Below are 19,921 nucleotides of genomic sequence, written 5' to 3'. Positions count from 1 at the left end.
CTCGCGGCCGCCCCTCCATGCTGGAAGAGGCAGGGATGTCGGACATGAGTAAGCAAGAAGGCGTGGCCGAGCAGTTCGCACAGTTCGATCACGTCACCCGTGGACCATTGGCGACGGTGCAGCGCTTTCTTCACGCTAACCCGACGATGGTACCGTTCATCGTGCTCTTGCTGTCGACGGTGATCTTCGGGCTGATCTCGCCCAATTTCTTTTCCGCCTTCAACCTGTCGCTGATCATGCAGCAGGTGGCGATCGTCGGCACGCTGGCGGCGGCGCAAAGCCTTGTCATCCTCACCGCCGGCATCGATCTTTCGGTGGCCGCCGTCATGGTGATGGTCTCAGTCATCATGGGCCGGCTCTCGGTCGACTTCGGCGTTCCGGTGCCGCTCGCCATTCTGGCGGGCATGCTGTGCGGGCTGGGAACCGGGGCGGTCAACGGCCTGCTCGTGACCGCCGTGCGCCTGCCGCCCTTCATCACCACGCTCGGCACGTGGAACGTTTTCCTGGCGCTCAACTATTATTTCTCGGGCCGCGAGACGATCCGTTCCCAAACGCTGGACGCCGAAGCGCCGCTCCTGAAGCTCTTCGGCGAACGCTTCGAGGTCGGCGGCGCCGTGCTCACCTGGGGCGTCGTGCTGATGGTCGCGATCTTCATCGTGCTGTGGTACGTGCTGCAGTACACTGCCTGGGGACGACGCGTCTACGCCGTCGGCGACGACAAGGAAGCGGCGGAACTCGCCGGTATCCGCACCAACCGGATCCTCGTTTCGGTCTATATGGCGGCGGGCTTCATCGTGGCGCTGGCGGCGTGGTCGTCCATCGGCCGCGTCGGCTCGGTGTCCCCCACCTCCTTCTTCGAGGCGAATCTCCAGTCCATCACCGCGGTGGTGATCGGCGGAATCTCGCTTTTCGGCGGGCGCGGCTCGATTCTCGGCCCCATGCTCGGCGCGCTGATCGTCGGCGTGTTCAATTCCGGCTTGAGGCTCGCCGGCGTGGAAGTGCTGTGGCAGCTCTTCGCGACGGGCTGGCTCATCATCCTGGCGGTCGCCATCGACCAGTGGATTAGAAAGGTGTCGGCATGACGGAACCCGTTCTCAAGGCGCGCGGCATCGTCAAGCGTTACGGACATGTGGTGGCCCTCGACAGGGCCGACTTCGACCTTTACCCCGGCGAGGTGCTCGCGGTGATCGGCGACAACGGCGCTGGCAAGTCGACGCTGATCAAGGCGCTTTCCGGTGCCATCCAGGTCGACAGCGGTGAGATCACGCTGAACGGCGAGCCGATCAATTTCGCCTCTCCGCTGGCCGCCCGCCAGGCCGGCATCGAGACGGTGTATCAGACGCTGGCGCTGTCGCCGGCGCTGTCGATCGCCGACAACATGTTCATGGGCCGAGAGATCCGCAAGTCGGGTGTGCTCGGTCAAGTCTTCAAGATGCTCGACCACGCGGAGATGGAGCGCCAGGCGCGCCAGAAGCTGGCGGAACTCGGCCTGTTGACGATCCAGAACATCAACCAGGCGGTGGAGACCCTGTCCGGAGGCCAGCGCCAGGGCGTGGCCGTGGCGCGCGCCGTCTCCTTCGGCTCCAAGGTGGTGATCATGGACGAGCCGACGGCGGCGCTCGGCGTCAAGGAGTCCCGCCGCGTGCTCGACCTCATCCAGGACGTGCGTGCACGCGGGCTGCCTATTGTTCTGATTTCACACAACATGCCGCATGTCTTCGAGGTCGCCAACCGCATCCATGTACACCGGCTCGGGCGGCGCCTGTGCGTCATCGATCCCAAGGACTATACGATGTCCGACGCCGTCGCCTTCATGACCGGCGCCAAGGAGCCCCCGGCCGAGGCCATGGCGGCCTGAAGTCGGCGCGCGGGGTCGCCCGCGCGGCGCGCCTGTCCCCACCCACTTGCTATCCGGCAGCAAGGTCGGCTTGACGACTCATGCGCTTTTCTTCGCGTCAACCGGTCGACGTGGCGGTTCTGGGAGAATAGATAAGGGCTCTCCCTCCAGGAACTCTTCACAAGGAACGGAACATGTCTGAGAACTTCGAGCCACGCGGAAAACACCTGATTGCCGGCGAGTGGGTCGGAGGCGATAAGACCTTTTCCTCCGATCCGGTGGCCGGCCCGGCGCATCAGTTCGCCGTCGGCACGTCCGCCGATGTCGACCGCGCGGCGAAGGCCGCCGAGGACGCCTTCTGGACATACGGTTATTCGCGCCGCGCCGACCGCGCGGCGTTTCTGAACGCCATCGCCGATGAAATCGAGGCGCGGGCGGAGGCGATCACACAGATCGCAACCCAGGAAAGCGGGCTGCCCGAGGCGCGGATCAACGGCGAGCGTGCCCGCACCACGGGCCAACTCCGCCTGTTCGCCAGCCACATCGAAAAGGGCGACTATCTCGACCGCCGTCACGATCCGGCCGACCCGGAGCGCAAGCCCGCGCCCAAGCCCGACCTGAAGCTGATCCAGCTTCCCATCGGGCCGGTCGGCGTGTTCGGGGCATCGAACTTCCCGCTCGCCTTCTCGACCGCCGGCGGAGACACGGCGTCCGCGCTCGCGGCCGGCTGCCCCGTGATCGTGAAGGGCCATCCGGCCCATCCGGGCACCGGCGAGATCGTCGCCGAAGCGATCGCCGCCGCAATCGAGAAAACGGGCCAGCACCCGGGCGTCTTCTCTCTCATCCAGAGCAACACCAACGAGGCGGGCGAGGCGATCGTCACCCACGAGTTGGTGAAGGCGGTCGGCTTCACCGGCTCGCTCGGCGGCGGCCGCGCGCTCTTCAACCTGGCGCAGAACCGGCCGGAGCCCATCCCCTTCTTCGGCGAACTCGGGTCGATCAATCCGCAATTCGTGCTGCCGGCAGCGCTGGCGGCCCGCGGCGCCAAGATCGGCGAGGGCTGGGCCGGCTCGCTCGTCATGGGGGTGGGGCAGTTCTGCACCAATCCCGGCGTGGCGATCGCGCTGGAGGGAAGCGATGCCGATGTCTTCGCCGGCGCGGCACAGGCCGAGTTGGAGAAGGCCGTCGAGCAGCCGATGCTGACGGCGGGTATCGCCGATGCCTACCGGCGCGGCCGCGATCGCCTGTCCGGCCTTGGCTGCGCGCGGGCGCGGCTGGCCTCCAAGGCCGAGGGCCGCAATGCCGGCCCGGACCTTCTCGAGACCACGGGCGAGGATTGGCTCGCCAATCCCGACATGCACAACGAGGTGTTCGGGCCGCTGGGCATTTTCGTGCGTGCGAAGGACGAGGAGCAGATGCGTGCGATCGCGCGCGGGATCGAAGGGCAGCTCACCTGCACGTTGCACATGGACGACGCCGACACGGCGCTGGCCGCTTCGCTGATGCCCATTCTGCAGCGCAAGGCCGGCCGGCTTCTCGCCAATGGTTTTCCGACCGGCGTCGAGGTGAGCGACGCGATGATGCATGGCGGACCGTATCCGGCCAGCACCAACGCCTCCACCACCTCTGTCGGCACCCTGGCGATCCGCCGCTTCCTGCGTCCGGTTGCCTTCCAGAACCTGCCGGAGGCCCTGCTGCCGGCGGATCTGGTCCAGTCCTGAGGCGCGCCATGGCCGGGCCCGGACCCGCCTTCTGTGCCGCCATCGATTGGGGCACGACGAACCTGCGGCTGTGGCTGATGGACGAGGCGGGCCGGGTGCTCGGCGAGCGGACGAGTGGGGAGGGTATGCGCGCCTGCCTGCCCGACCGCTTCGCCGCCGTTATGGAGACGCACCTCGAAGCGCTCGGCGCGCCTGCTGACCTGCCGGTCGTGGTGGCCGGCATGGCGGGCGCGCGCGGGGCCTGGCGCGAGGCGGCCTATCTCGACACGCCGGCGCCGCTCGACGCGCTGCACAGTCACGCCGTTCGCGTCGAAGGGCTGGGGCGCGATGTGCGCATCCTGCCTGGTGTCTGCCGGCGCACGGCGGGCTGCGAAGACGTGATGCGCGGCGAGGAGACCCAGCTTGCCGGCGCACGCGCGGCCAGGCACGGTACGGGTCTGTTCTGCCTGCCCGGCACCCATTCCAAATGGGCCTGGCTGGAGGCGGGGCGGCTTACGGCGTTCACCACATTCATGACCGGCGAGCTCTTCGCCATCCTGAGCGAACACTCCATCCTTGCCGAGACGGTCGGCGCGGACGGGGAGCCCGCTTCCTCCGCCTTCACCGATGCAGTGGGCGAGATGCTGGAGGAGGGCGCTGGACTGACCGGACGCCTCTTCACTATCCGCGCCGCAGCACTTCTTGGCCGAGGCGCCCCCGCCGAGGCCAGTGCACGGCTGTCCGGACTGCTGATCGGTGCGGAGGTCGCCGCTATGCGCGCGCGTTGCGAAGGGGCGGGCGAGGTGTTTCTGGTGGCCGGCGGAGCTCAGGCACGGGCCTACGAAGCGGCACTCACCGCCGCGGGCTTCGGCTGCCGCAACCTGGATGGTGGGGCGCTGGTCCGGCAAGGTCTCTTCTTCGCCGCGAGGGCCCTCTGGCCGGAAAGGACAATTGCATGACGCAACAACGTATTCCCTGGCCCCAATTGCGCCGCGACCTCGTCGCCATCCTGCGCGGGCTGCGGCCCGAGGAAGCGCCGGCCATCGTTGAGGCGCTGCTTGAGGCGGGGATCGAGGCGATCGAGGTGCCGCTGAACTCGCCGGAACCGTTCCGTTCCATCGAGCGTGCCCGCAAGCTGGCCCCGGACAACGTTCTGATCGGCGCCGGGACTGTGCTGAGCGTGGCGGATGTGGACCGGCTTCGCGATTGCGGCGGAAACCTTCTCGTGAGCCCCAATGTCGACCCCGCCGTGCTCTCTCGTGCCGCCGAATGCGGCATGGTGACCATGCCCGGCGTCTTTTCGCCCACCGAGACGCTGGCCGCCGCGGCCTCCGGCGCTTCGGCGCTGAAGTTCTTCCCGGCGAGCGTGCTCGGGCCCTCCGGGATCAAGGCGATCATGGCCGTGTTGCCGCCCGGCGTGCCGGTGGGTGCTGTCGGCGGCGTGTCAGAGCGCGATTTCGCGGCCTATGGCGATGTCGGCGTGCGTACCTTCGGTCTCGGCTCCAGCCTTTACAGCCCCGGTGCCGGTGCTGCCGAGGTCGCCGAAAAGGCACGCGCGGCCGTGGCGGGGTATGACGCCGTCTTTTCCAGCGGCTGAGCGCCGGTAGCAGCCAAATGAGGAAAAGGGAAACGATCCAGGACCCCGTACCGGTTCTTACCTGAATTGCCGCATTGACTTCGGCGACCGCGCCCGCATTCTATCCTGGGGCTTGGACGTTTCTATCGACAGGGAGTGCATCAGCCACATTTACCGATGTCATTGAAATCTTCGGGCAATTGGGATTGTCTGCTGAACAGATGGTGGGGCGCGCCTTTTCTCGTATCCTGATGGCAAGCGCTGGACCGCTGGCAGGCTGATCGATCCCGAAATTCCGCATCTTCATGAAACGAAACGGCGCCAGCCCGTTATTTGTCGAATCCGGCGGGGTATGCGGCCACCGCATGAAGGGACAGCTCCGGGGGAAGATTTGCAGAAGCAGGAAACATGGCGTTGCGAGGGGTGCGGTGAGAGTCGGAATATGCGCGATATCGACAGGCACAGATTCGTTAGGATCTCGATCCGCCTGGCCGGGGGAGGCAGGTTGCTTGATGTAGAACGCGAACTTTGCCCGGACTGCATCAGGCGATTGTTGCGCACGGCCGATCCTGAAAACTGGGCAGACACCGCCTCTCCAGGCGAAGAGAAATCGGCTGGCTAGGGCGTCTCAGGGCTGCTGTCGGGCGAGACCTCGCCATCGTTCAACTGCCGGATGGCCTCGTCGGCTTCGTCCTCCTCGAGTCCGGACAACGGCAGCCCGTCTATCAGGACGACCTCCTCGCTGTCGCTGTCGAAGACCTCCCATAGCCCTTCCGTATCTTGCCGTTTGTCGAAGCCGTTCGCCATGAAGAGACAGATAGCGTGCAATGCGGTCGCGGCAATGGCCCGCCCGCGTTCTGCGCTGGATTTGCACACTGCCACACGCTGGTAGAGCGCGCATGGGCAGTCGCCCTTCCGTAACGACTGGCAAGCACGCGGGACCAACCAAGCACCGGTTGTGCAGGAACGAAAACGCTCCGCCGACGCTTTAGTCAAAAAGGAGGGGCGCTAGCCGTGAAGACACTCTACGAAAAAGTGGCACTCACCTATTTTATGGTCGCCACGGTCGCTTTGCTTGTTTCAGCCTTTCTTCTGGTGGGCTTTGCTGTTTGGGAAATTGCCAGCAGTGTCATTGCCGCGGAAATCCCGATCGTCGACCGCGTCCGCCGGACGTTGGACGGTATAGGACTGATGATCATCGGCTTCGCCGTGGTAGAGGCGGGGACGTTCATCGCGGAGGAGGAACTGTTCCGCAAAAGGGAACTGCGCTCCACGCGGGAATCGCGACGATCGATAACAAAATTCATCACGATCATTGTAATCGCAGCCAGCCTGGAAGCACTGGTGATGGTCTTCAAGACGAGTCGCGAGCATATTCCAGCGGTTATTTATCCGGCGGCGCTGTTCACTTCGGCCATGTTGGCGCTGGTAGCGCTGGGCGTTTACCAGTGGTTCTCCAGCCACGTTGAAAACGAATCCGAATAGCCAACACGACCGGACCAGGACCAAACGCTCGATCCGTAACGCACAAGAAGGTTCAACCGGCGAGATCGAACTTCTTCAAAACATCAGCTTTCTGGGGGACCACCACCTTCCGGGCTTTCCACGAGTCTGCCGTATAGCTCATGCGGAAGCTGCCGCTCGTTCCTCGGCCAGAATCTCGGCGAGGCGCGTTAGACTCGTCTCCCAGCCCGCCCGCGTCGCCTCGCATATCTCCCTGATCATCAGGCCCGCATGATCAACCGTCAGGCGCACGCTGTCGCCCTCCGGCTCCACGCGATAGGTGACGGTCGACGGGTTTCCCGCTTCGCCGACCATCTTCCACGTATGAACCAGCCGAACGGGAACCTCGATTTCGAGATATTCGCCCTTCAGCCGATAGGGCTGTCCTCCCCCAATGCCAGCCGATTCCCAGCGCCCACCGACACGCACATCGCCATTCCATTCCCTGGTATCGAACACGCCGGGATGTACCCACCACCGGCAGATTTCCGCCGAGGTCATCGCTCGGAAGACACGATCGGGCGTGGCGGGAAGCAGAGCCGTGGCCGAAACTTCGCCCCGCGCGAAATCGGCAAGCGCGGTTACCGATGTTGCTCTTGTGGGGCTATCGGACTTCATCATTGTCTCCTCCATTCTTCGATGGATGGAGGGTAATCATCATAGTACGATTTCGTAAATACGGACAAAAAAGATAGTATGGAGAAAATCATGCAGGCAGGATCGGAAAGTTTTTCGGGCCCAGCCGCCTCGCTGCTGACAGGGCTCGACATGAGCCATATCCGGCTTTGCCCGGCCATCGCGTTCAACCAGATCGTCGGCGGCCGCTACAAGCTTCACATTCTTTGCGTTCTCAACAGCGGACCTCATCGCTACGGCGAGATCGGACGTTCGCTCCTCAAGGGGGGGCTGGGCAAGCCGATCACGCCCCGCATCCTGAGCCGCGAGCTGAAGGAACTGGAACAGCGGGGCCTTATCGATCGCAAGGCCTATCCGGTCGTGCCGCGCAAGGTGGAATACAGCCTCACGAATCGAGGACGGGCACTCCTGCCGATCCTGGCCGAAATCATTCGCTGGGGAGCAACCGGCGCCCATGAGGAAATACTGGAGGGCGCATGAGCGCAGGCCATAGATCAGCGGGAATGGTCATGACCGTTGGCCGGGCGCTCAATTGCATCTCCTTGCTAGCTCCAATGGCGGTCGCGTTACCGCCGGTGTCGCCCGCGTTGGGGACACCGTCAGGCGGCCGATCGCAAAAGATCGAGCGCATGTACACGACCTCCTTTCTCACCTTGAGCGGAGGGGCTTTGCGGGTGCGCCGCGCTTCTTGGGCATGGACGAGCAGGATCGCGAAATTCTGAGTTTCCTTCCAGGAGAGGTGCCGAGCGACCTTGGTCACTTCGGTGATGCGCAGATTACGACCGCCGCGGATCTCCCAAAGCGCTTTCATGATGCAACGGCAGACTTTCCTCTTGTCCGAGATAGCGGTGCAGAGGTCATCTGCCACAATGACTGGGGCCCGACGAATGCGGTCTTCCGAGACGGCTTGCCTTACGGGTTAATCGATTTCCACACGATGGTGCCGGGCCTCCGTCTATGGGATTTGGGTTATTCAGCTTTCGCCTGGCTCGATCTAGGCAATCCCGACTATACAGGCGATGAGCAAATTCGACGTTTGTCAGCCATGGCGGAAGCGTATGGAAAGCGGGGCTGTTCTGCCGACCAGATTGCGATCTATGCGGTGGCGCGGCAGACCGCTCTTGCAATATCAGGGCGGGTGCAAGCCAATGCCGAGATGGCAAATTGGGCGGCCTCCGCCGCGTCTTGGACCGTCCTCAACGTAACCGAGCGATTGAGTCCTACCGGCTATGCTTTGCGTTCACGCATTTAGACTGCGCGGAACTGCCAACCGAAATTGCGCGCCATAGGATCTCGACAACGCGAAAAGCACAAACGTTTGCTGTGGGATATTTGTGAGGTGCCGCGCACGACGGAGCCAGACGCCTTGGAGATGTTGGTCGGAGTGGCAGGATTCGAACCTGCGACCCCCTCGTCCCGAACGAGGTGCGCTACCAGACTGCGCTACACTCCGTGACCCGACGGCGGGCTTATAGCTGCCGTGCGGCTGCTTCGCAAGTCGAAACCGGCCTTTCAGTAGGGGCTTTCGACATCGCCCGTCTCGACATAGACCGCCTTGATCTGGGAATAGTGGTCGAGTGCCGCAAGGGCGTTTTCGCGGCCGACGCCGGAATTCTTGAAACCGCCGAAGGGCAGTTCGATTGGTGTCAGGTTGTAGGTGTTGATCCAGCAAGTTCCCGCCTGCAGCGCGCCGATGACCCGATGGGCGCGGGCCATGTCGCGCGTGAAGACGCCGGCGGCCAGGCCGAACTCCGTGTCGTTGGCGCGGGCGACCGCTTCCTCCTCCGTCCCGAAGGATAAGACCGACATGACGGGACCGAAGATCTCCTCGCGCGCGATCCGCATGTCGTCGCGTACCTCGGTGAAGATGGTCGGTTCGATATAGAAGCCGTTTTCGAGCCCCTGTAGGCCGGGCACGCCACCGCCCAGATGCAGGTGAGCGCCTTCATCCTTTCCAAGCTCGATATAAGACAGGACGCGCTCGCGCTGAGCGGCGGAGATGAGCGGGCCGAGGTGCGTATCGGGGTCGAGCGGATCGCCGAGGCGGATGGCGCGCGTGCGTTCGGTCAACCGGTCGAGGAAGCGGTCGTAGATACCCTTCTGCAGGAAGACGCGGGTGCCGTTGGAGCAGATCTGGCCGGTGGAATAGAAGTTGCCGAGCATGGCCCCGCCGACGGCGTTTTCCACATCGGCGTCGTCGAAGACGATGATGGGCGACTTGCCGCCAAGTTCCATGGTCGCCTTCTTCATATGTTCGCCGGCCAGTCCCATGACGCGCTTGCCCGTGGCGACGGAGCCGGTGAGCGAAACCTTCGCCACGCCCGGATGGCCCACGAGCGCAGCGCCCACTTCCCCGGCACCCTGCACGACGTTGAAAAGCCCGTCCGGCAGACCGGCTTCGGTGAGGATCTCGGCAAGCGCCAGCGCAGAAAGCGGGGTGTTTTCCGACGGCTTGAAGATCATGGCGTTGCCCATGGCGAGCGCCGGGGCAGCCTTCCAGGCGGCGATCTGGATGGGATAGTTCCAGGCACCGATCCCCACACAGACGCCGAGCGGCTCGCGCCGTGTGTAGCCGAACGGGCCGCCGAGTTCGACGTGATCGCCATTGTGCGCGGCAATCGCGCAGCCGAAGAACTCCAGCGCGTCCGCCGCGGAAGCGGGATCGGCCACCAGCGTCTCCTGGATGGCCTTGCCGGTGTCAAGCGTCTCCCGCCGGGCGAGTTCGTCGTTGCGCTCACGCAGGATCTCCGCTGCCCGCCGCAGAACGCGGCCGCGCTCCATCGGTTTCAGGCCGCCCCAGGACGTTTGTGCGGCTCGCGCCGATTCGACCGCCAGTTCGATGATGTTCGGCGTGGCGAGGTGGAGGCGGGCGATCGTCTCGGCCGTCGCCGGATAGAGGACGGCGAGCGGATCGCCTTGCGTGTCCTCGACGAAATCGCCGTTGATGTAGTGCGAGGCCTTGGGCTGGGCACGCATTGTTCTTCTCCGAATGTTAGCGGTCGCACACCTGCCAGCGCGGATTGATCCACGGCTCGCGGTTCGATGGCGGCAGGAGCGGCTTGCCGAGGATATGATCGGACGCCTTCTCGCCGACCATGATGGATGGTGCGTTCAGATTGCCGTTGGTGATGCGCGGGAAGGTGGAGGAGTCGGCCACCCGCAGCCCCTCCACGCCGATCACCCGCAATTGCGGATCGACGACGCTCGCCGAATCGGCCCGATCCCCCATACGGCAGGTGCCGCAGGGATGGTAGGCGCTCTCGACATGCTCGCGGATGAACTCGTTCAGCGCCTCGTCCGAGGCGACATCGTCTCCGGGCGCAATCTCGTGGCCGCGGTAGGGCGCAAAGGCGTCCTGGGCGAAAATCGAGCGCGTCAGCCGGATGCAGTGTCGGAAATCGGCCCAGTCGTCCTCATGGGCCATATAGTTGAAGCGGATTTCCGGCGCCTTCCACGGGTCGGAGGAGGTAAGGGTGACCGCGCCGCGCGACTTCGACCGCATCGGCCCCACATGGGCCTGGAAGCCATGCGCTTTGGCTGCCGCTTTGCCATCGTAGCGGATGGCAACCGGCAGGAAATGATACTGGATATCCGGGTATTCGACGCCGGCGCGCGAGCGCAGGAAAGCGGCCGCCTCGAAGTGGTTGGAGGCGCCGAGGCCGCTCTTGAAGAGGAGCCATTCGGCGCCGATCAGCGCTTTCGAGGCCAGGCCCAGCTTCGAGTAGAGCGTGATCGGCTCGAGACATGCCTGCTGGATATAGAGCTCCAGGTGATCCTGCAGGTTTTTTCCGACGCCCGGCCGATCCGCTATCACCTCGATACCGAGGCGGCGCAATTCTTCCGCCGGGCCGATGCCGGACAGCATGAGGAGCTTCGGCGAATTGATGGCGGACGCCGCGACGACGACTTCGCGCCTTGCTTTAACGACCTGAATCGCATTGCGCGCTTCGATCTCGACGCCCGTCGCGCGTTGATTCTCGATGACAATGCGCCGCGCGAAGCCTTTGACGAGACTCACGTTCTGCCGTTTCAAGGCCGGCTTAAGATAGGCGTTGGCAGCGGACCAGCGGCGCCCCTGATGGATCGTCTGCTCCATCGGACCGAAGCCTTCCTGCTTGGCGCCGTTATAGTCGTCCGTCACCTCGAAGCCCGCCTCGCGGCCCGCCTCGATAAAGGCCTGAAAGAGCGGATTAAGTCTTTGTCCGCGCTGCACGTGAAGCGGCCCGTCCGTGCCGCGCCAGCCGTTTTCGCCGTCCTTCGCGTTCTCCATGCGCTTGAAATAGGGCAGCACGTCCGCGAAGGCCCAGCCGGCCGCGCCGGTTTCGGCCCAGTGGTCGAAATCGCGCGCGTGGCCGCGCACATAGACCATGCCGTTGATGGAGGAGGAGCCGCCGATCACCTTGCCGCGCGGCGTGGCGAGCACGCGTCCGCCCAGATGCGGCTCGGGCTGGGTGCTGTAACCCCAGTCGTAGCGCCGCATGTTCATGGGGAAGGACAGTGCCGCCGGCATCTGGATGAAGGGCCCGAAATCGCTGCCGCCATACTCGATCACGATGACGGAGTGCTTGCCGTCTTCCGACAGGCGGTAGGCGAGGGCGGAGCCCGCCGAGCCGGAGCCGACGATGACATAATCCGCTTCAAGCATTGCCGGACCCTTCGAGCTTGAGCTTGAGATAGTCCTCGACCAGCGCGATCGCGGAGGCCGCGTCCGGCGGTCCGTCCTTCAGCGCGCGGCGGATATAAAGGCCGTCGACGAGGGCGGCGATGCCTTCGGCCGTGCGCTCCGCCTCGGTGGCAGAAAGGAGTGGCTTCAGGGCAAAGACGAGGTTGGAATGAAGCCGGCGTGCATAGACACGCAAGAGCCGCCTGAGTCGCACGCTGCGCTGCGCCTCCACATAGAAGGCGAGCCATGCGGCGATGATCTCCGGCCGGAACTGCTTAGACGAGAAGTTGACGCCGATGATGGCGCGCAGGCGCGCCGATCCCGCCAGCCCCTCGACCGCCGAACGCAGGTCGCGGCCAAGCTCGGCGAGGATGTGCCGCATGGTTGCAAACAGCAGATCCTCCTTGCCGCCGAAGTAATGGTGCGCCAGCGCGGGCGAGACGCCGGCCCGGCCGGCGATTTCCGACATGGTGACGTCGAGCGAACCGCGCTCACCGATGGCGACGATGGCGGCATTGATCAGCGCCTGGCGGCGCACGGGTTCCATTCCGTTCTTGGGCACGGCGTGAAGTTAATATTGATTGACCAATCAATCAAGAAAAATCCCCTCCGCGTTCGGTTGCGATGTGGTATGAATGCGCAAGCGAGGAGATGGCGAATGGCGGCGGCACCGGACGGGCTTTCCGTCACAATGCAGGCAAGATGAACCAGGTGGTGGTCGTCACCGGCGGCGCCTCGGGAACGGGGCTGGCCGTGGTCGAGCGGCTCCTCGATGACGGCTGGTTCGTGGCCGTGGTGGACGCCGACAGCGCGGCGCTGGCGGAAGCGGAAGACCTCTTAAGCGGCGAGGAGGCGATCTTTCTGGCCGCTGACGTGACCGACGAGGACGAGGTCGCCGAAGCATTCGACACGGCGGTGGAGACCTTCGGGCTGCTGACGGCACTCGTCAATTGCGCCGGCGTTCGCCGGGAGACGGCTTTCGAAGAGACGAACGCGGAACTCTTCCGGCAGGTCCTCGACATCAATCTTGTCGGCTCCCTCATCGCTTCGCAAGCGGCGCTGGAGCGCATGGGCGAGAGCATGGGAATCGTCAATCTCTCCTCCGTCAGCGGCCTGCGGGCGACCGCCGGCAGCGCCGCCTATGGCGCGGCCAAGGCGGGGGTGAAGATGATGACTGAAACGATGGCGCTGGAGCTTGCCGGACGCAGCGTGCGCGTCAACTGCGTGGCGCCCGGTCTCATCGAGCCCCCGGCCACCGTTTTCGACGAGGACATGGACCATCGTCGCGCATGGCTCGAACACACGCCGCAGGGGCGCTTTCCAACCCATCGTGAAGTGGCGTCCGCCGTCGCCTACCTGCTTTCGCCCGAGGCCGGTTCCGTCAACGGCCATACCCTGGTGGTGGATGGCGGCTTCTCGATCGCAGGCCTGCCGCGCGTCGATTGAGCCGACGCGGTATTCCAAAGCTCGATTCGTCCGAAGCCCGGCAGCTTCAGGGCGGGACGCAGGATGTCTATGCCGGCGACCAGGCCGAGGAAATTCAACTCCACGCCGGTTTCCCGTCCAAGCGCTATCCCCGCATATCCGCCGAGAAAGAGGCGGATGTCCGACCAGTCGGCGTCGTGCTCGAAGCGCAGCCAGTCCGGCCGGAAGTCGCGGCCGATGGCATTTGGCGGCATCAGCACGCCGAGGTCCGGCACTTCGTTCACGACATGGGCGACGAAAGAGTTGGAATTGGGCCCGGGCCAGATGGTGTAGTCGCCGTTGTCGGCAAAGGGATAACCGTCAATCGCGACACGAACCGCGGGGATCAGGCGCTCGGCCTGCATGCCGTGCATCGACCTGACGATATAGGGCTGGTTGGAATACCAGCGCCCGTCCGGCGGATAGGCGTTGCGGCGGACGGGGCGGCCCCAGCCTACTTTGTCGTAGCGCTCATAGGCGCCGTCTTTCGGCTTGAGCACGATCCAGGTATGGACGGAAAGCGCGCCCTTGAGCCCGCCCGTTCGCGCGGCCATCACATAGATGGCGGCCTGCGGGCTTTCCGCGGCGGGCGGCAGGAGACCCGTGGCGCTCCAGTTGGCGGTGCGCCAGGACCCGGGGCGCTCCTGCAGGACCCACCACCCGGCGAAGGCCGCCGCCGGCAGAAGGAAAGCGACCAGGATAAAGATTACGAGATACTTGATTTTCCGCACCGTGCCCGCTCTACACCACCAGGAGAGACAATCCTAATGCCGGCAAGATGGTGAGAGAATGGCAAACCCTGTCCTTGTCGAGGTGCTGCGCGGGGTGACCGTGGAGAGCAGGCACCGCGGCGCGGTCTCTGTGGTCGATGCCGATGGCCGCGCGGTGCTCGAGATCGGTGACGTCGAGCGGCCTGTTTTTCCGCGATCGGCGGTGAAGGCGGTCCAGGCCCTGCCGCTTCTCGAAAGCGGCACGGCGGATGCCCTCGGTTTCGGCGATCGCGAGATCGCGTTTGCCTGTGCCTCCCACTCCGGCGAGCCGGCGCACACCAGGCTGGCCCTGGAGATGCTCGCCAGGGCCGGGCTGGATGAAAGCGCCTATGAATGCGGGGCGCACTGGCCGACGGGGCAAGGCGCGACCATCGCGCTTGCGAGGGCCGGCGGCACGCCGACCCAGGTCCACAACAATTGCTCGGGCAAGCATGCCGGCTTTCTCTGCACCTGCTGTCATGCCGGCATCGACCGTCACGGCTATGTCGCCCATGGCCATGCCCTGCAGGAGATGGTGCGCGAGGCGCTGGAAAGCATGACGGGTGTGGCCCATGGGATGGATGCGTGCGGCACCGACGGCTGCTCCATTCCCACCTATGCTGTGCCGCTGAAGAAGCTCGCCCACGGCTTTGCCCGCATGGCGACGGGCACCGGGCTGGCGAGGGAGCGCGCGGCGGCGGCGAGGCGCATCGTCACCGCCTGCATGGCAGAGCCTTTCTATGTCGCCGGCACGGATCGGGCCGACACTGTCATGATGGAAGCGGGGAGGGGGCGGATTTTCACCAAGACCGGCGCGGAGGGAGTGTTCTGTGCCGCGATACCGGAACTGGGGCTTGGGATCGCGCTCAAATGCGACGACGGCGCCACCCGGGCGGCGGAGGTGATGGTCGCGGCCGTCCTGTCCCGGCTCTTGCCGGCCGATGATGCGCTGCGCGCACAACTGGCGGTCATGGCGCGGCCGGTGCTGAGGAACTGGCGGGGAACCGAGGTGGGCGCCCTGCGGCCGGCGGGAGCGCTGGAAGGATAGGCGCTGTTCCGCTTTTCCCGCTCTATACTTCGATCGCTATCGTATAATCGCTGAAAAAGGTGGCGGCACCGTCCTCATCGATTTCACTGGCTGCGAGTGGCAACGAAGGTGGCTAAAGCCACCCTTTGCGACGGAAGTAGAGCAGCGGCAGGAGCGCCGAAACCACCATCAGGAAGAGGGCCATCGGATAGCCCCAGGGTTGGTTCAGCTCGGGCATGATATTGAAATTCATGCCGTAGATGGAGGCGACGAGGGTCGGAGGCATGAAAACGACGGCGACCACGGAGAAGATCTTGATGATGGCGCTCTGTTCGACCGTGATCAGCCCGACGATGGTGTCGAGCAGGAAGGTGATCTTGTTCGAAAGAAAATCGATATAGTTTTCCAGCGAGTGCGCGTCCCGCTCCAGGGATTTGATCCAGGTACGCATTTCCTTCCGGGCGTCGTCGGCCTTCATGGTCACCGTGACATAGGCGAGCAGCCGGGAGATCCCGGACAGGCTCTCGCGTACCTTCGACAGGAAAGTCCCCTGTCCGCCGATGCGCGTCAGTATACGGCGGAACTCCTTGGTGCTCATGGGGCGTTCTTTTCCTCGCCGGTTGAAGATCGTGCGCGAGGCGGTATCGATTTCCTCCGTCACGCCCTCCAGAATATCGGCGAGCCGGTCCGTCGCCGCTTCGATGATGCCGAGTACGACGGTCATTCCGCTGCACTTCGGATCGAGCAGCCCGTTGCCGGGCTTGGTGGCGCGGCTGACGTAAAGGCCGAACGCCTTGGGATCGCTGTAGCGTACGGTGACGAGCAGCTTTCCCGACAGCACGAAGGAAACCGGGGCAATGGCGCGGTGCTCCTTGTCGACCGCATGCATCAAGGGTGCGGTCAGATATTGCACGCCCTCTTCCATATAGAAGCGGCTCGACTCCTCGATTTCGACCATGTCTTCGTTCGTTGGTATCGGCGCACCTGCCCATGCCTCCACCGTTTTTTCCTCTTCGGCGGAAGGATGCAGCAGGTCGATCCACAATGCGTTGGCGGGCAGTGGTTCGCCCGGGTGCAGATCGACCTGGCGCAGGTGGTCGTCCTCGATGCAGAAAACCTGAATCATGGCTTGTCCCCGTGCCGCGGCTGGTGCTGGATGATGAAGTGCAAAGGTTTCAGAGACGTTCAAGCAGCGTGTCGACCAGCCGCTCGGCCGTTTCCGGAATGTTGCTGCCGGGCGGGAAGATCTCGGCCGCCCCTGCATCGCGTAGCGTATCGAAATCGTCCGGCGGGATGACACCGCCGGCGACGATCAGGACATCGTCGCGACCGCGCACCTCCAGCGCTTGTTTCAATTCGGGGATGAGAGTGAGATGGCCGGCGGCAAGCGAAGAGACGCCGACGATGTCCGCTTCATTCTCCGCAGCCAGATCCGCCACTTCCTCGGGCGTTTGAAACAGGGCACCGACCGTCACCGCGAAGCCCAGATCGCCGAAAGCGGTGGCGATCACCTTCTGCCCGCGGTCGTGGCCGTCCTGCCCGATCTTGGCGACGAGGATGCGGGGCGGCCGGCCGGTTCTGGCGCGGTATGCGGCGATCTTCTTCTCCGCGCCGACAACCGCGGGGTTCCCACCCGATTCCTTGCGGTAGACGCCCGAGATCGTGCGAATCTCGGCGACATGGCGGCCGAAGACCTTCTCCAGCGCCAGGGAGATTTCGCCGACCGTGGCATGCGCGCGGGCGGCGCGGACGGCGAACTCCAGAAGGTTCCGCCCTTCCTCGGCGGCCTTTGTAAGCGCGGCAAGGGCGGCCTCGACGGCACCGACGTCGCGCGTGCCCTTCAGTTGCTGAAGCTTCGAAAGCTGACGCGCGCGGACCTGTGCATTGTCTACTCTGAGCACATCGACCGTCCGGTCCGACTCCGGCCGGTACCGGTTGACGCCGACAACCGCCTGTTCGCCGGAATCGATGCGCGCCTGGGCGCGGGCGGCCGCTTCCTCGATCCGCAGTTTGGGAACGCCTTTCTCGATCGCCGCGGCCATGCCGCCGAGGCCCTCCACCTCCTCGATATGCGAAAGAGCGCGCGCGGCGAGGTCGTGGGTGAGGCGTTCGACGAAGTAGGACCCGCCCCAGGGATCGATGAAGCGGGTCGTGCCGGATTCGGCCTGCAGCACGAGTTGCGTGTTGCGGGCGATGCGGGCGGAATGGTCGGAGGGCAGCGCCAATGCCTCGTCGAAGGCGTTGGTATGCAGCGATTGCGTGTGGCCCTGGGTGGCCGCCATGGCCTCCACCATGGTGCGCACGATATTGTTCGAGGGATCCTGGGCGGTGAGCGACCAGCCCGAGGTCTGGCAATGGGTGCGCAGCGACAGCGAGCGCGCGTCCCTGGGCGCGAAGGTCTCGCGCATGAGGACGGCCCACAGCATCCGGGCCGCGCGCAGCTTGGCTACCTCCATGAAGAAGTTCGTGCCGGTCGCCCAGAAGAAGGAAAGGCGCGGCGCGAAGCGGTCGACCTCGAGACCCGCGGCGATACCGGCGCGGACATATTCGATGCCGTCGGCGAGCGTATAGGCAAGCTCCAGATCCGCCGTCGCGCCGGCCTCCTGCATGTGGTACCCGGAGATCGAGATGGAATTGAACTTCGGCATGTGCTCCGCCGTGTAGGCGAAGATGTCCGAAATGATCCGCATGGAGGGCTTGGGCGGATAAATGTAGGTGTTGCGGACCATGAACTCCTTCAGGATGTCGTTCTGGATGGTCCCGGCGAGATCCTTCTTTTGGACACCCTGTTCCTCCGCGGCGACGATGTAGAGCGCCATGATGGGCAGCACGGCACCGTTCATGGTCATCGAGACGGTCATTTCGTCGAGCGGGATGCCGTCGAAGAGCTGGTGCATGTCGAGGATGGAATCGATCGCCACGCCGGCCATGCCGACATCGCCGGCGACACGCGGATGATCGCTGTCATAGCCGCGATGGGTGGCAAGATCGAAGGCGACGGAAAGCCCCTTCTGCCCGGCCGCGAGGTTGCGCCGGTAGAAGGCGTTCGATTCCTCGGCCGTCGAGAAGCCCGCATACTGGCGGATGGTCCACGGCCGATGCAGATACATGGTCGCGTAGGGCCCACGGACGAAGGGGGGTAGGCCGGGATAGGTGTCGAGAAAGGGGAGGCCTTTTAAATCCTCCTCGCCGTAGGTCCGGCGGATGGCGATTCCCTCGGGTGTCTCGCGGCTCTGGGAAGTGTGCTCGCCTCTGCCCTCAGCCGGCGGCGACCAGGCGAGCGCGGAGAAGTCCGGGATCATGCACTTTCTCCGAGCCCCTCGTCGATCCGTGAGGCCGGCAGTGGATCGCAGGCCATCGCGCCGTCGTGCGGCATGGGCTGCCGCTCGGCCGAAAGGGTGGTGACAGGCCGTTCGCGGTCCATCGTGTAGACAGTCGTGCCGACCACCTTGTTCTCGCCGTCGCGGAACCCGGCAAGGCGTTCGCTGCGCGCCGCGGCGATGCGCTTCTGGAGATGACCGGCCGCGAGGCTGCGCAGAACACCGCCCTCCGCCTCGATATGCCGGAACTCCTCCCACGCCTTCTCACAAAGGCTCTCGGTCAGCGCTTCGACGCTGCCGGAACCGGCGGCCGGGTCAGCCACGAAATCGAGGCGGCATTCCTTCTCGAGAATGAGCTGCGTGTTGCGCGCCAGGCGCCGGGCGAAGGCGTCGGGCAGGCCATGGGTGATGGTGTGTGGCAGGACGGACAGGGAATCGGCTCCACCGGTGGCCGCGGCAAAGGCGGCAATGGTGGTGCGCAGGATGTTGGTTTCGGGGTCGCGTGCCGTCATCATCCGGTAGGATGTCTCGGCATGGATCGCGACCGGCATCGGATCGATGCCGCAGGCTTCCAGCATGCGCGCCCACAGCTTGCGCAACGCCCGGATCTTGGCCATGGACAGGAATTCGTCCTGATCGATACTGAGCGAGAACCCGATATGGGGCGCGGCATAGATGAGCGGCTGGCGCGCCTCCTCGAACATTCTCAGATGCGCCACGGCAGAAGCCAGCATGATGCCGAGTTCCTGGGCCTCCGTCGCCCCGGCATTGTGGAAGACGCGGCCGTCCGCCTCCAAAAGGATGCCCGGCAGCGCCATGGCGAAGAACCCGGCGAGCGACTGCGGCATCGAGGCCTCGAGCGCCTCGATCGACATGCGCATGCGCCCTGTCCCGGCAAAGAGCGAGGCGGGATCTATGCCGAAGGACAGGCTAAGGCGTTCGGGGTCAACCCGCTTCTCGCGCAGAATGTCCACCAGCCAGTCCACGGAAGCGCGGCTTTGCGGGTGGACGTCGATGCGCAGATGCAGGTCGTGCAGCGGGATGTCCGCAAGAACCGTCTGCAGCCCTTCCGCGCTGGCCGGAAGCCCATAGCCGAATGCGTTAGGCGCACCGGCGAAGACAAGCGACAGGCCGGTGGCACCCTGCGCCAGATCGTCCTTTGCCTGCGTGTTGGCGCGTACGGGGTCGGGATCGTCCAGCCGCTGGACCAGGAGCCACGGCGTGTTCGGGTCGCGGCGGGGCAGCGGGTTCCGCCCGGCGGCGCGTTCACGGAGCGGCTCGATGCCTATCCCGTCGCCGGTGCGGTGGACAAGCGCGTTATAGTCGACGTCCTTGCCGAGCGACTTTGCGACGAGTTCCAGCCACTGCTTCCGGTCGACACCGGGAAAATCCGACTTGGTGAGGACCGTCCGATCCATCTTGCCTCCCAGTTCCTTGTGCTACCCC

The 19,921-nt window shown here is 64.7% G+C and carries 19 protein-coding genes and 1 tRNA gene; 10 read left to right on the top strand and 10 right to left on the bottom strand.

From position 1 onward, the window contains the following. Positions 1–44 precede the first annotated feature (44 nt). The 5 genes from SIN08_RS14240 to SIN08_RS14220 all read left to right on the top strand — a co-directional run bounded on the left by SIN08_RS14240 (position 45) and on the right by SIN08_RS14220 (position 5,134). Complete coding sequence (locus tag SIN08_RS14240; protein ID WP_322452260.1) at positions 45–1,082, top strand: ABC transporter permease; 1,038 nt, start codon at positions 45–47, stop codon at positions 1,080–1,082. Continuing rightward, entirely contained in the window at positions 1,079–1,858 is a 780-nt protein-coding gene (locus tag SIN08_RS14235) for an ATP-binding cassette domain-containing protein (RefSeq protein ID WP_322452259.1), read from the top strand. Before SIN08_RS14240 ends, SIN08_RS14235 begins: the two co-directional genes overlap by 4 nt. A 173-nt stretch (positions 1,859–2,031) precedes the next feature. Then, positions 2,032–3,558 (top strand): aldehyde dehydrogenase (NADP(+)), encoded by a 1,527-nt coding sequence (locus SIN08_RS14230; protein ID WP_322452258.1) that lies wholly within the window; start codon positions 2,032–2,034, stop codon positions 3,556–3,558. Between the two features lie 8 nt (positions 3,559–3,566). Next, on the top strand, positions 3,567–4,496 hold the full coding sequence (locus tag SIN08_RS14225; RefSeq protein WP_322452257.1) for a 2-dehydro-3-deoxygalactonokinase: 930 nt from the start codon (positions 3,567–3,569) through the stop codon (positions 4,494–4,496). After that, positions 4,493–5,134: a 2-dehydro-3-deoxy-6-phosphogalactonate aldolase gene (locus SIN08_RS14220; RefSeq protein WP_322452256.1), complete on the top strand. Its 642-nt coding sequence runs from the start codon at positions 4,493–4,495 to the stop codon at positions 5,132–5,134. Before SIN08_RS14225 ends, SIN08_RS14220 begins: the two co-directional genes overlap by 4 nt. Positions 5,135–5,731: 597 nt before the next feature. Here SIN08_RS14220 and SIN08_RS14215 read toward each other — a convergent pair. Beyond that, complete coding sequence (locus tag SIN08_RS14215; protein WP_322452255.1) at positions 5,732–5,989, bottom strand: hypothetical protein; 258 nt, start codon at positions 5,987–5,989, stop codon at positions 5,732–5,734. A 138-nt stretch (positions 5,990–6,127) separates the two neighbouring features. Between SIN08_RS14215 and SIN08_RS14210 the strand changes: the two genes are divergently transcribed. After that, positions 6,128–6,598 (top strand): GNAT family acetyltransferase, encoded by a 471-nt coding sequence (locus SIN08_RS14210; RefSeq protein WP_322452254.1) that lies wholly within the window; start codon positions 6,128–6,130, stop codon positions 6,596–6,598. Between the two features lie 138 nt (positions 6,599–6,736). Here the strand turns inward: SIN08_RS14210 and SIN08_RS14205 are convergent, their stop codons facing one another. Next, positions 6,737–7,237: an SRPBCC domain-containing protein gene (locus tag SIN08_RS14205; protein WP_322452253.1), complete on the bottom strand. Its 501-nt coding sequence runs from the start codon at positions 7,235–7,237 to the stop codon at positions 6,737–6,739. Positions 7,238–7,324: 87 nt separating this feature from the next. Between SIN08_RS14205 and SIN08_RS14200 the strand changes: the two genes are divergently transcribed. Together SIN08_RS14200 and SIN08_RS14195 are read left to right on the top strand one after the other, a co-directional pair. Beyond that, on the top strand, positions 7,325–7,732 hold the full coding sequence (locus SIN08_RS14200) for a helix-turn-helix domain-containing protein (protein ID WP_322452252.1): 408 nt from the start codon (positions 7,325–7,327) through the stop codon (positions 7,730–7,732). A gap of 214 nt (positions 7,733–7,946) precedes the next feature. Beyond that, positions 7,947–8,504, top strand: coding sequence for a phosphotransferase (locus SIN08_RS14195; RefSeq protein WP_322452270.1), 558 nt, complete (start codon positions 7,947–7,949; stop codon positions 8,502–8,504). Positions 8,505–8,628: 124 nt separating this feature from the next. On the opposite strand, the gene SIN08_RS14190 is transcribed toward SIN08_RS14195, so the two are convergent. The 4 genes from SIN08_RS14190 to betI form a co-directional block, all read right to left on the bottom strand. Further along, a tRNA-Pro gene (locus SIN08_RS14190) sits at positions 8,629–8,705 on the bottom strand. Between the two features lie 59 nt (positions 8,706–8,764). Continuing rightward, on the bottom strand, positions 8,765–10,228 hold the full coding sequence (betB, locus tag SIN08_RS14185; RefSeq protein ID WP_322452251.1) for a betaine-aldehyde dehydrogenase: 1,464 nt from the start codon (positions 10,226–10,228) through the stop codon (positions 8,765–8,767). Positions 10,229–10,244: 16 nt separating this feature from the next. Next, positions 10,245–11,897: a choline dehydrogenase gene (betA, locus tag SIN08_RS14180; protein ID WP_322452250.1), complete on the bottom strand. Its 1,653-nt coding sequence runs from the start codon at positions 11,895–11,897 to the stop codon at positions 10,245–10,247. After that, positions 11,890–12,477, bottom strand: a complete 588-nt coding sequence (gene betI, locus SIN08_RS14175) for a transcriptional regulator BetI (RefSeq protein ID WP_322452249.1) — start codon at positions 12,475–12,477, stop codon at positions 11,890–11,892. The genes betA and betI overlap by 8 nt, the downstream gene beginning before the upstream one ends. Positions 12,478–12,566: 89 nt before the next feature. Here betI and SIN08_RS14170 point away from each other — a divergent pair, with 89 nt between their 5' ends. Next, positions 12,567–13,361: an SDR family NAD(P)-dependent oxidoreductase gene (locus tag SIN08_RS14170; RefSeq protein WP_322452248.1), complete on the top strand. Its 795-nt coding sequence runs from the start codon at positions 12,567–12,569 to the stop codon at positions 13,359–13,361. Here SIN08_RS14170 and SIN08_RS14165 read toward each other — a convergent pair. After that, positions 13,268–14,110, bottom strand: a complete 843-nt coding sequence (locus SIN08_RS14165; RefSeq protein ID WP_322452247.1) for a DUF3750 domain-containing protein — start codon at positions 14,108–14,110, stop codon at positions 13,268–13,270. The two genes, SIN08_RS14170 and SIN08_RS14165, sit on opposite strands and share 94 nt — an antisense overlap. 58 nt (positions 14,111–14,168) lie before the next feature. Between SIN08_RS14165 and SIN08_RS14160 the strand changes: the two genes are divergently transcribed. Next, a complete protein-coding gene (locus SIN08_RS14160) occupies positions 14,169–15,176 on the top strand; it encodes an asparaginase (protein WP_322452246.1) in 1,008 nt (335 codons plus the stop codon). 112 nt (positions 15,177–15,288) lie between these two features. Here the strand turns inward: SIN08_RS14160 and SIN08_RS14155 are convergent, their stop codons facing one another. Genes SIN08_RS14155 through SIN08_RS14145 form a run of 3 tightly spaced genes read right to left on the bottom strand, consistent with a single transcriptional unit; the run spans position 15,289 to position 19,893 of the window. Further along, positions 15,289–16,281, bottom strand: a complete 993-nt coding sequence (locus SIN08_RS14155; RefSeq protein WP_322452245.1) for a magnesium transporter CorA family protein — start codon at positions 16,279–16,281, stop codon at positions 15,289–15,291. A 49-nt stretch (positions 16,282–16,330) separates the two neighbouring features. Continuing rightward, on the bottom strand, positions 16,331–18,457 hold the full coding sequence (gene scpA / locus SIN08_RS14150; RefSeq protein ID WP_322452244.1) for a methylmalonyl-CoA mutase: 2,127 nt from the start codon (positions 18,455–18,457) through the stop codon (positions 16,331–16,333). After that, on the bottom strand, positions 18,454–19,893 hold the full coding sequence (locus tag SIN08_RS14145; protein WP_322452243.1) for a methylmalonyl-CoA mutase family protein: 1,440 nt from the start codon (positions 19,891–19,893) through the stop codon (positions 18,454–18,456). The genes scpA and SIN08_RS14145 overlap by 4 nt, the downstream gene beginning before the upstream one ends. Between the last annotated feature and the right edge of the window lie 28 nt (positions 19,894–19,921).

The organism is Chelativorans sp. M5D2P16, assembly GCF_034427935.1.
Taxonomy (GTDB): Bacteria; Pseudomonadota; Alphaproteobacteria; order Rhizobiales; family Rhizobiaceae; genus Chelativorans.
This window is presented reverse-complemented; position numbering and strand designations above follow the sequence as displayed.

Coding starts and splice junctions, on each gene's coding strand:
- SIN08_RS14240 (WP_322452260.1), top strand. CDS start 45: ATGAGTAAGCAAGAAGGCGTGGCCGAGCAGTTCGCACAGTTCGATCAC.
- SIN08_RS14235 (WP_322452259.1), top strand. CDS start 1,079: ATGACGGAACCCGTTCTCAAGGCGCGCGGCATCGTCAAGCGTTACGGA.
- SIN08_RS14230 (WP_322452258.1), top strand. CDS start 2,032: ATGTCTGAGAACTTCGAGCCACGCGGAAAACACCTGATTGCCGGCGAG.
- SIN08_RS14225 (WP_322452257.1), top strand. CDS start 3,567: ATGGCCGGGCCCGGACCCGCCTTCTGTGCCGCCATCGATTGGGGCACG.
- SIN08_RS14220 (WP_322452256.1), top strand. CDS start 4,493: ATGACGCAACAACGTATTCCCTGGCCCCAATTGCGCCGCGACCTCGTC.
- SIN08_RS14205 (WP_322452253.1), bottom strand. CDS start 7,237: ATGATGAAGTCCGATAGCCCCACAAGAGCAACATCGGTAACCGCGCTT.
- SIN08_RS14200 (WP_322452252.1), top strand. CDS start 7,325: ATGCAGGCAGGATCGGAAAGTTTTTCGGGCCCAGCCGCCTCGCTGCTG.
- SIN08_RS14195 (WP_322452270.1), top strand. CDS start 7,947: ATGGACGAGCAGGATCGCGAAATTCTGAGTTTCCTTCCAGGAGAGGTG.
- betB (WP_322452251.1), bottom strand. CDS start 10,228: ATGCGTGCCCAGCCCAAGGCCTCGCACTACATCAACGGCGATTTCGTC.
- betA (WP_322452250.1), bottom strand. CDS start 11,897: ATGCTTGAAGCGGATTATGTCATCGTCGGCTCCGGCTCGGCGGGCTCC.
- SIN08_RS14170 (WP_322452248.1), top strand. CDS start 12,567: ATGGCGAATGGCGGCGGCACCGGACGGGCTTTCCGTCACAATGCAGGC.
- SIN08_RS14160 (WP_322452246.1), top strand. CDS start 14,169: ATGGCAAACCCTGTCCTTGTCGAGGTGCTGCGCGGGGTGACCGTGGAG.
- SIN08_RS14155 (WP_322452245.1), bottom strand. CDS start 16,281: ATGATTCAGGTTTTCTGCATCGAGGACGACCACCTGCGCCAGGTCGAT.
- scpA (WP_322452244.1), bottom strand. CDS start 18,457: ATGATCCCGGACTTCTCCGCGCTCGCCTGGTCGCCGCCGGCTGAGGGC.
- SIN08_RS14145 (WP_322452243.1), bottom strand. CDS start 19,893: ATGGATCGGACGGTCCTCACCAAGTCGGATTTTCCCGGTGTCGACCGG.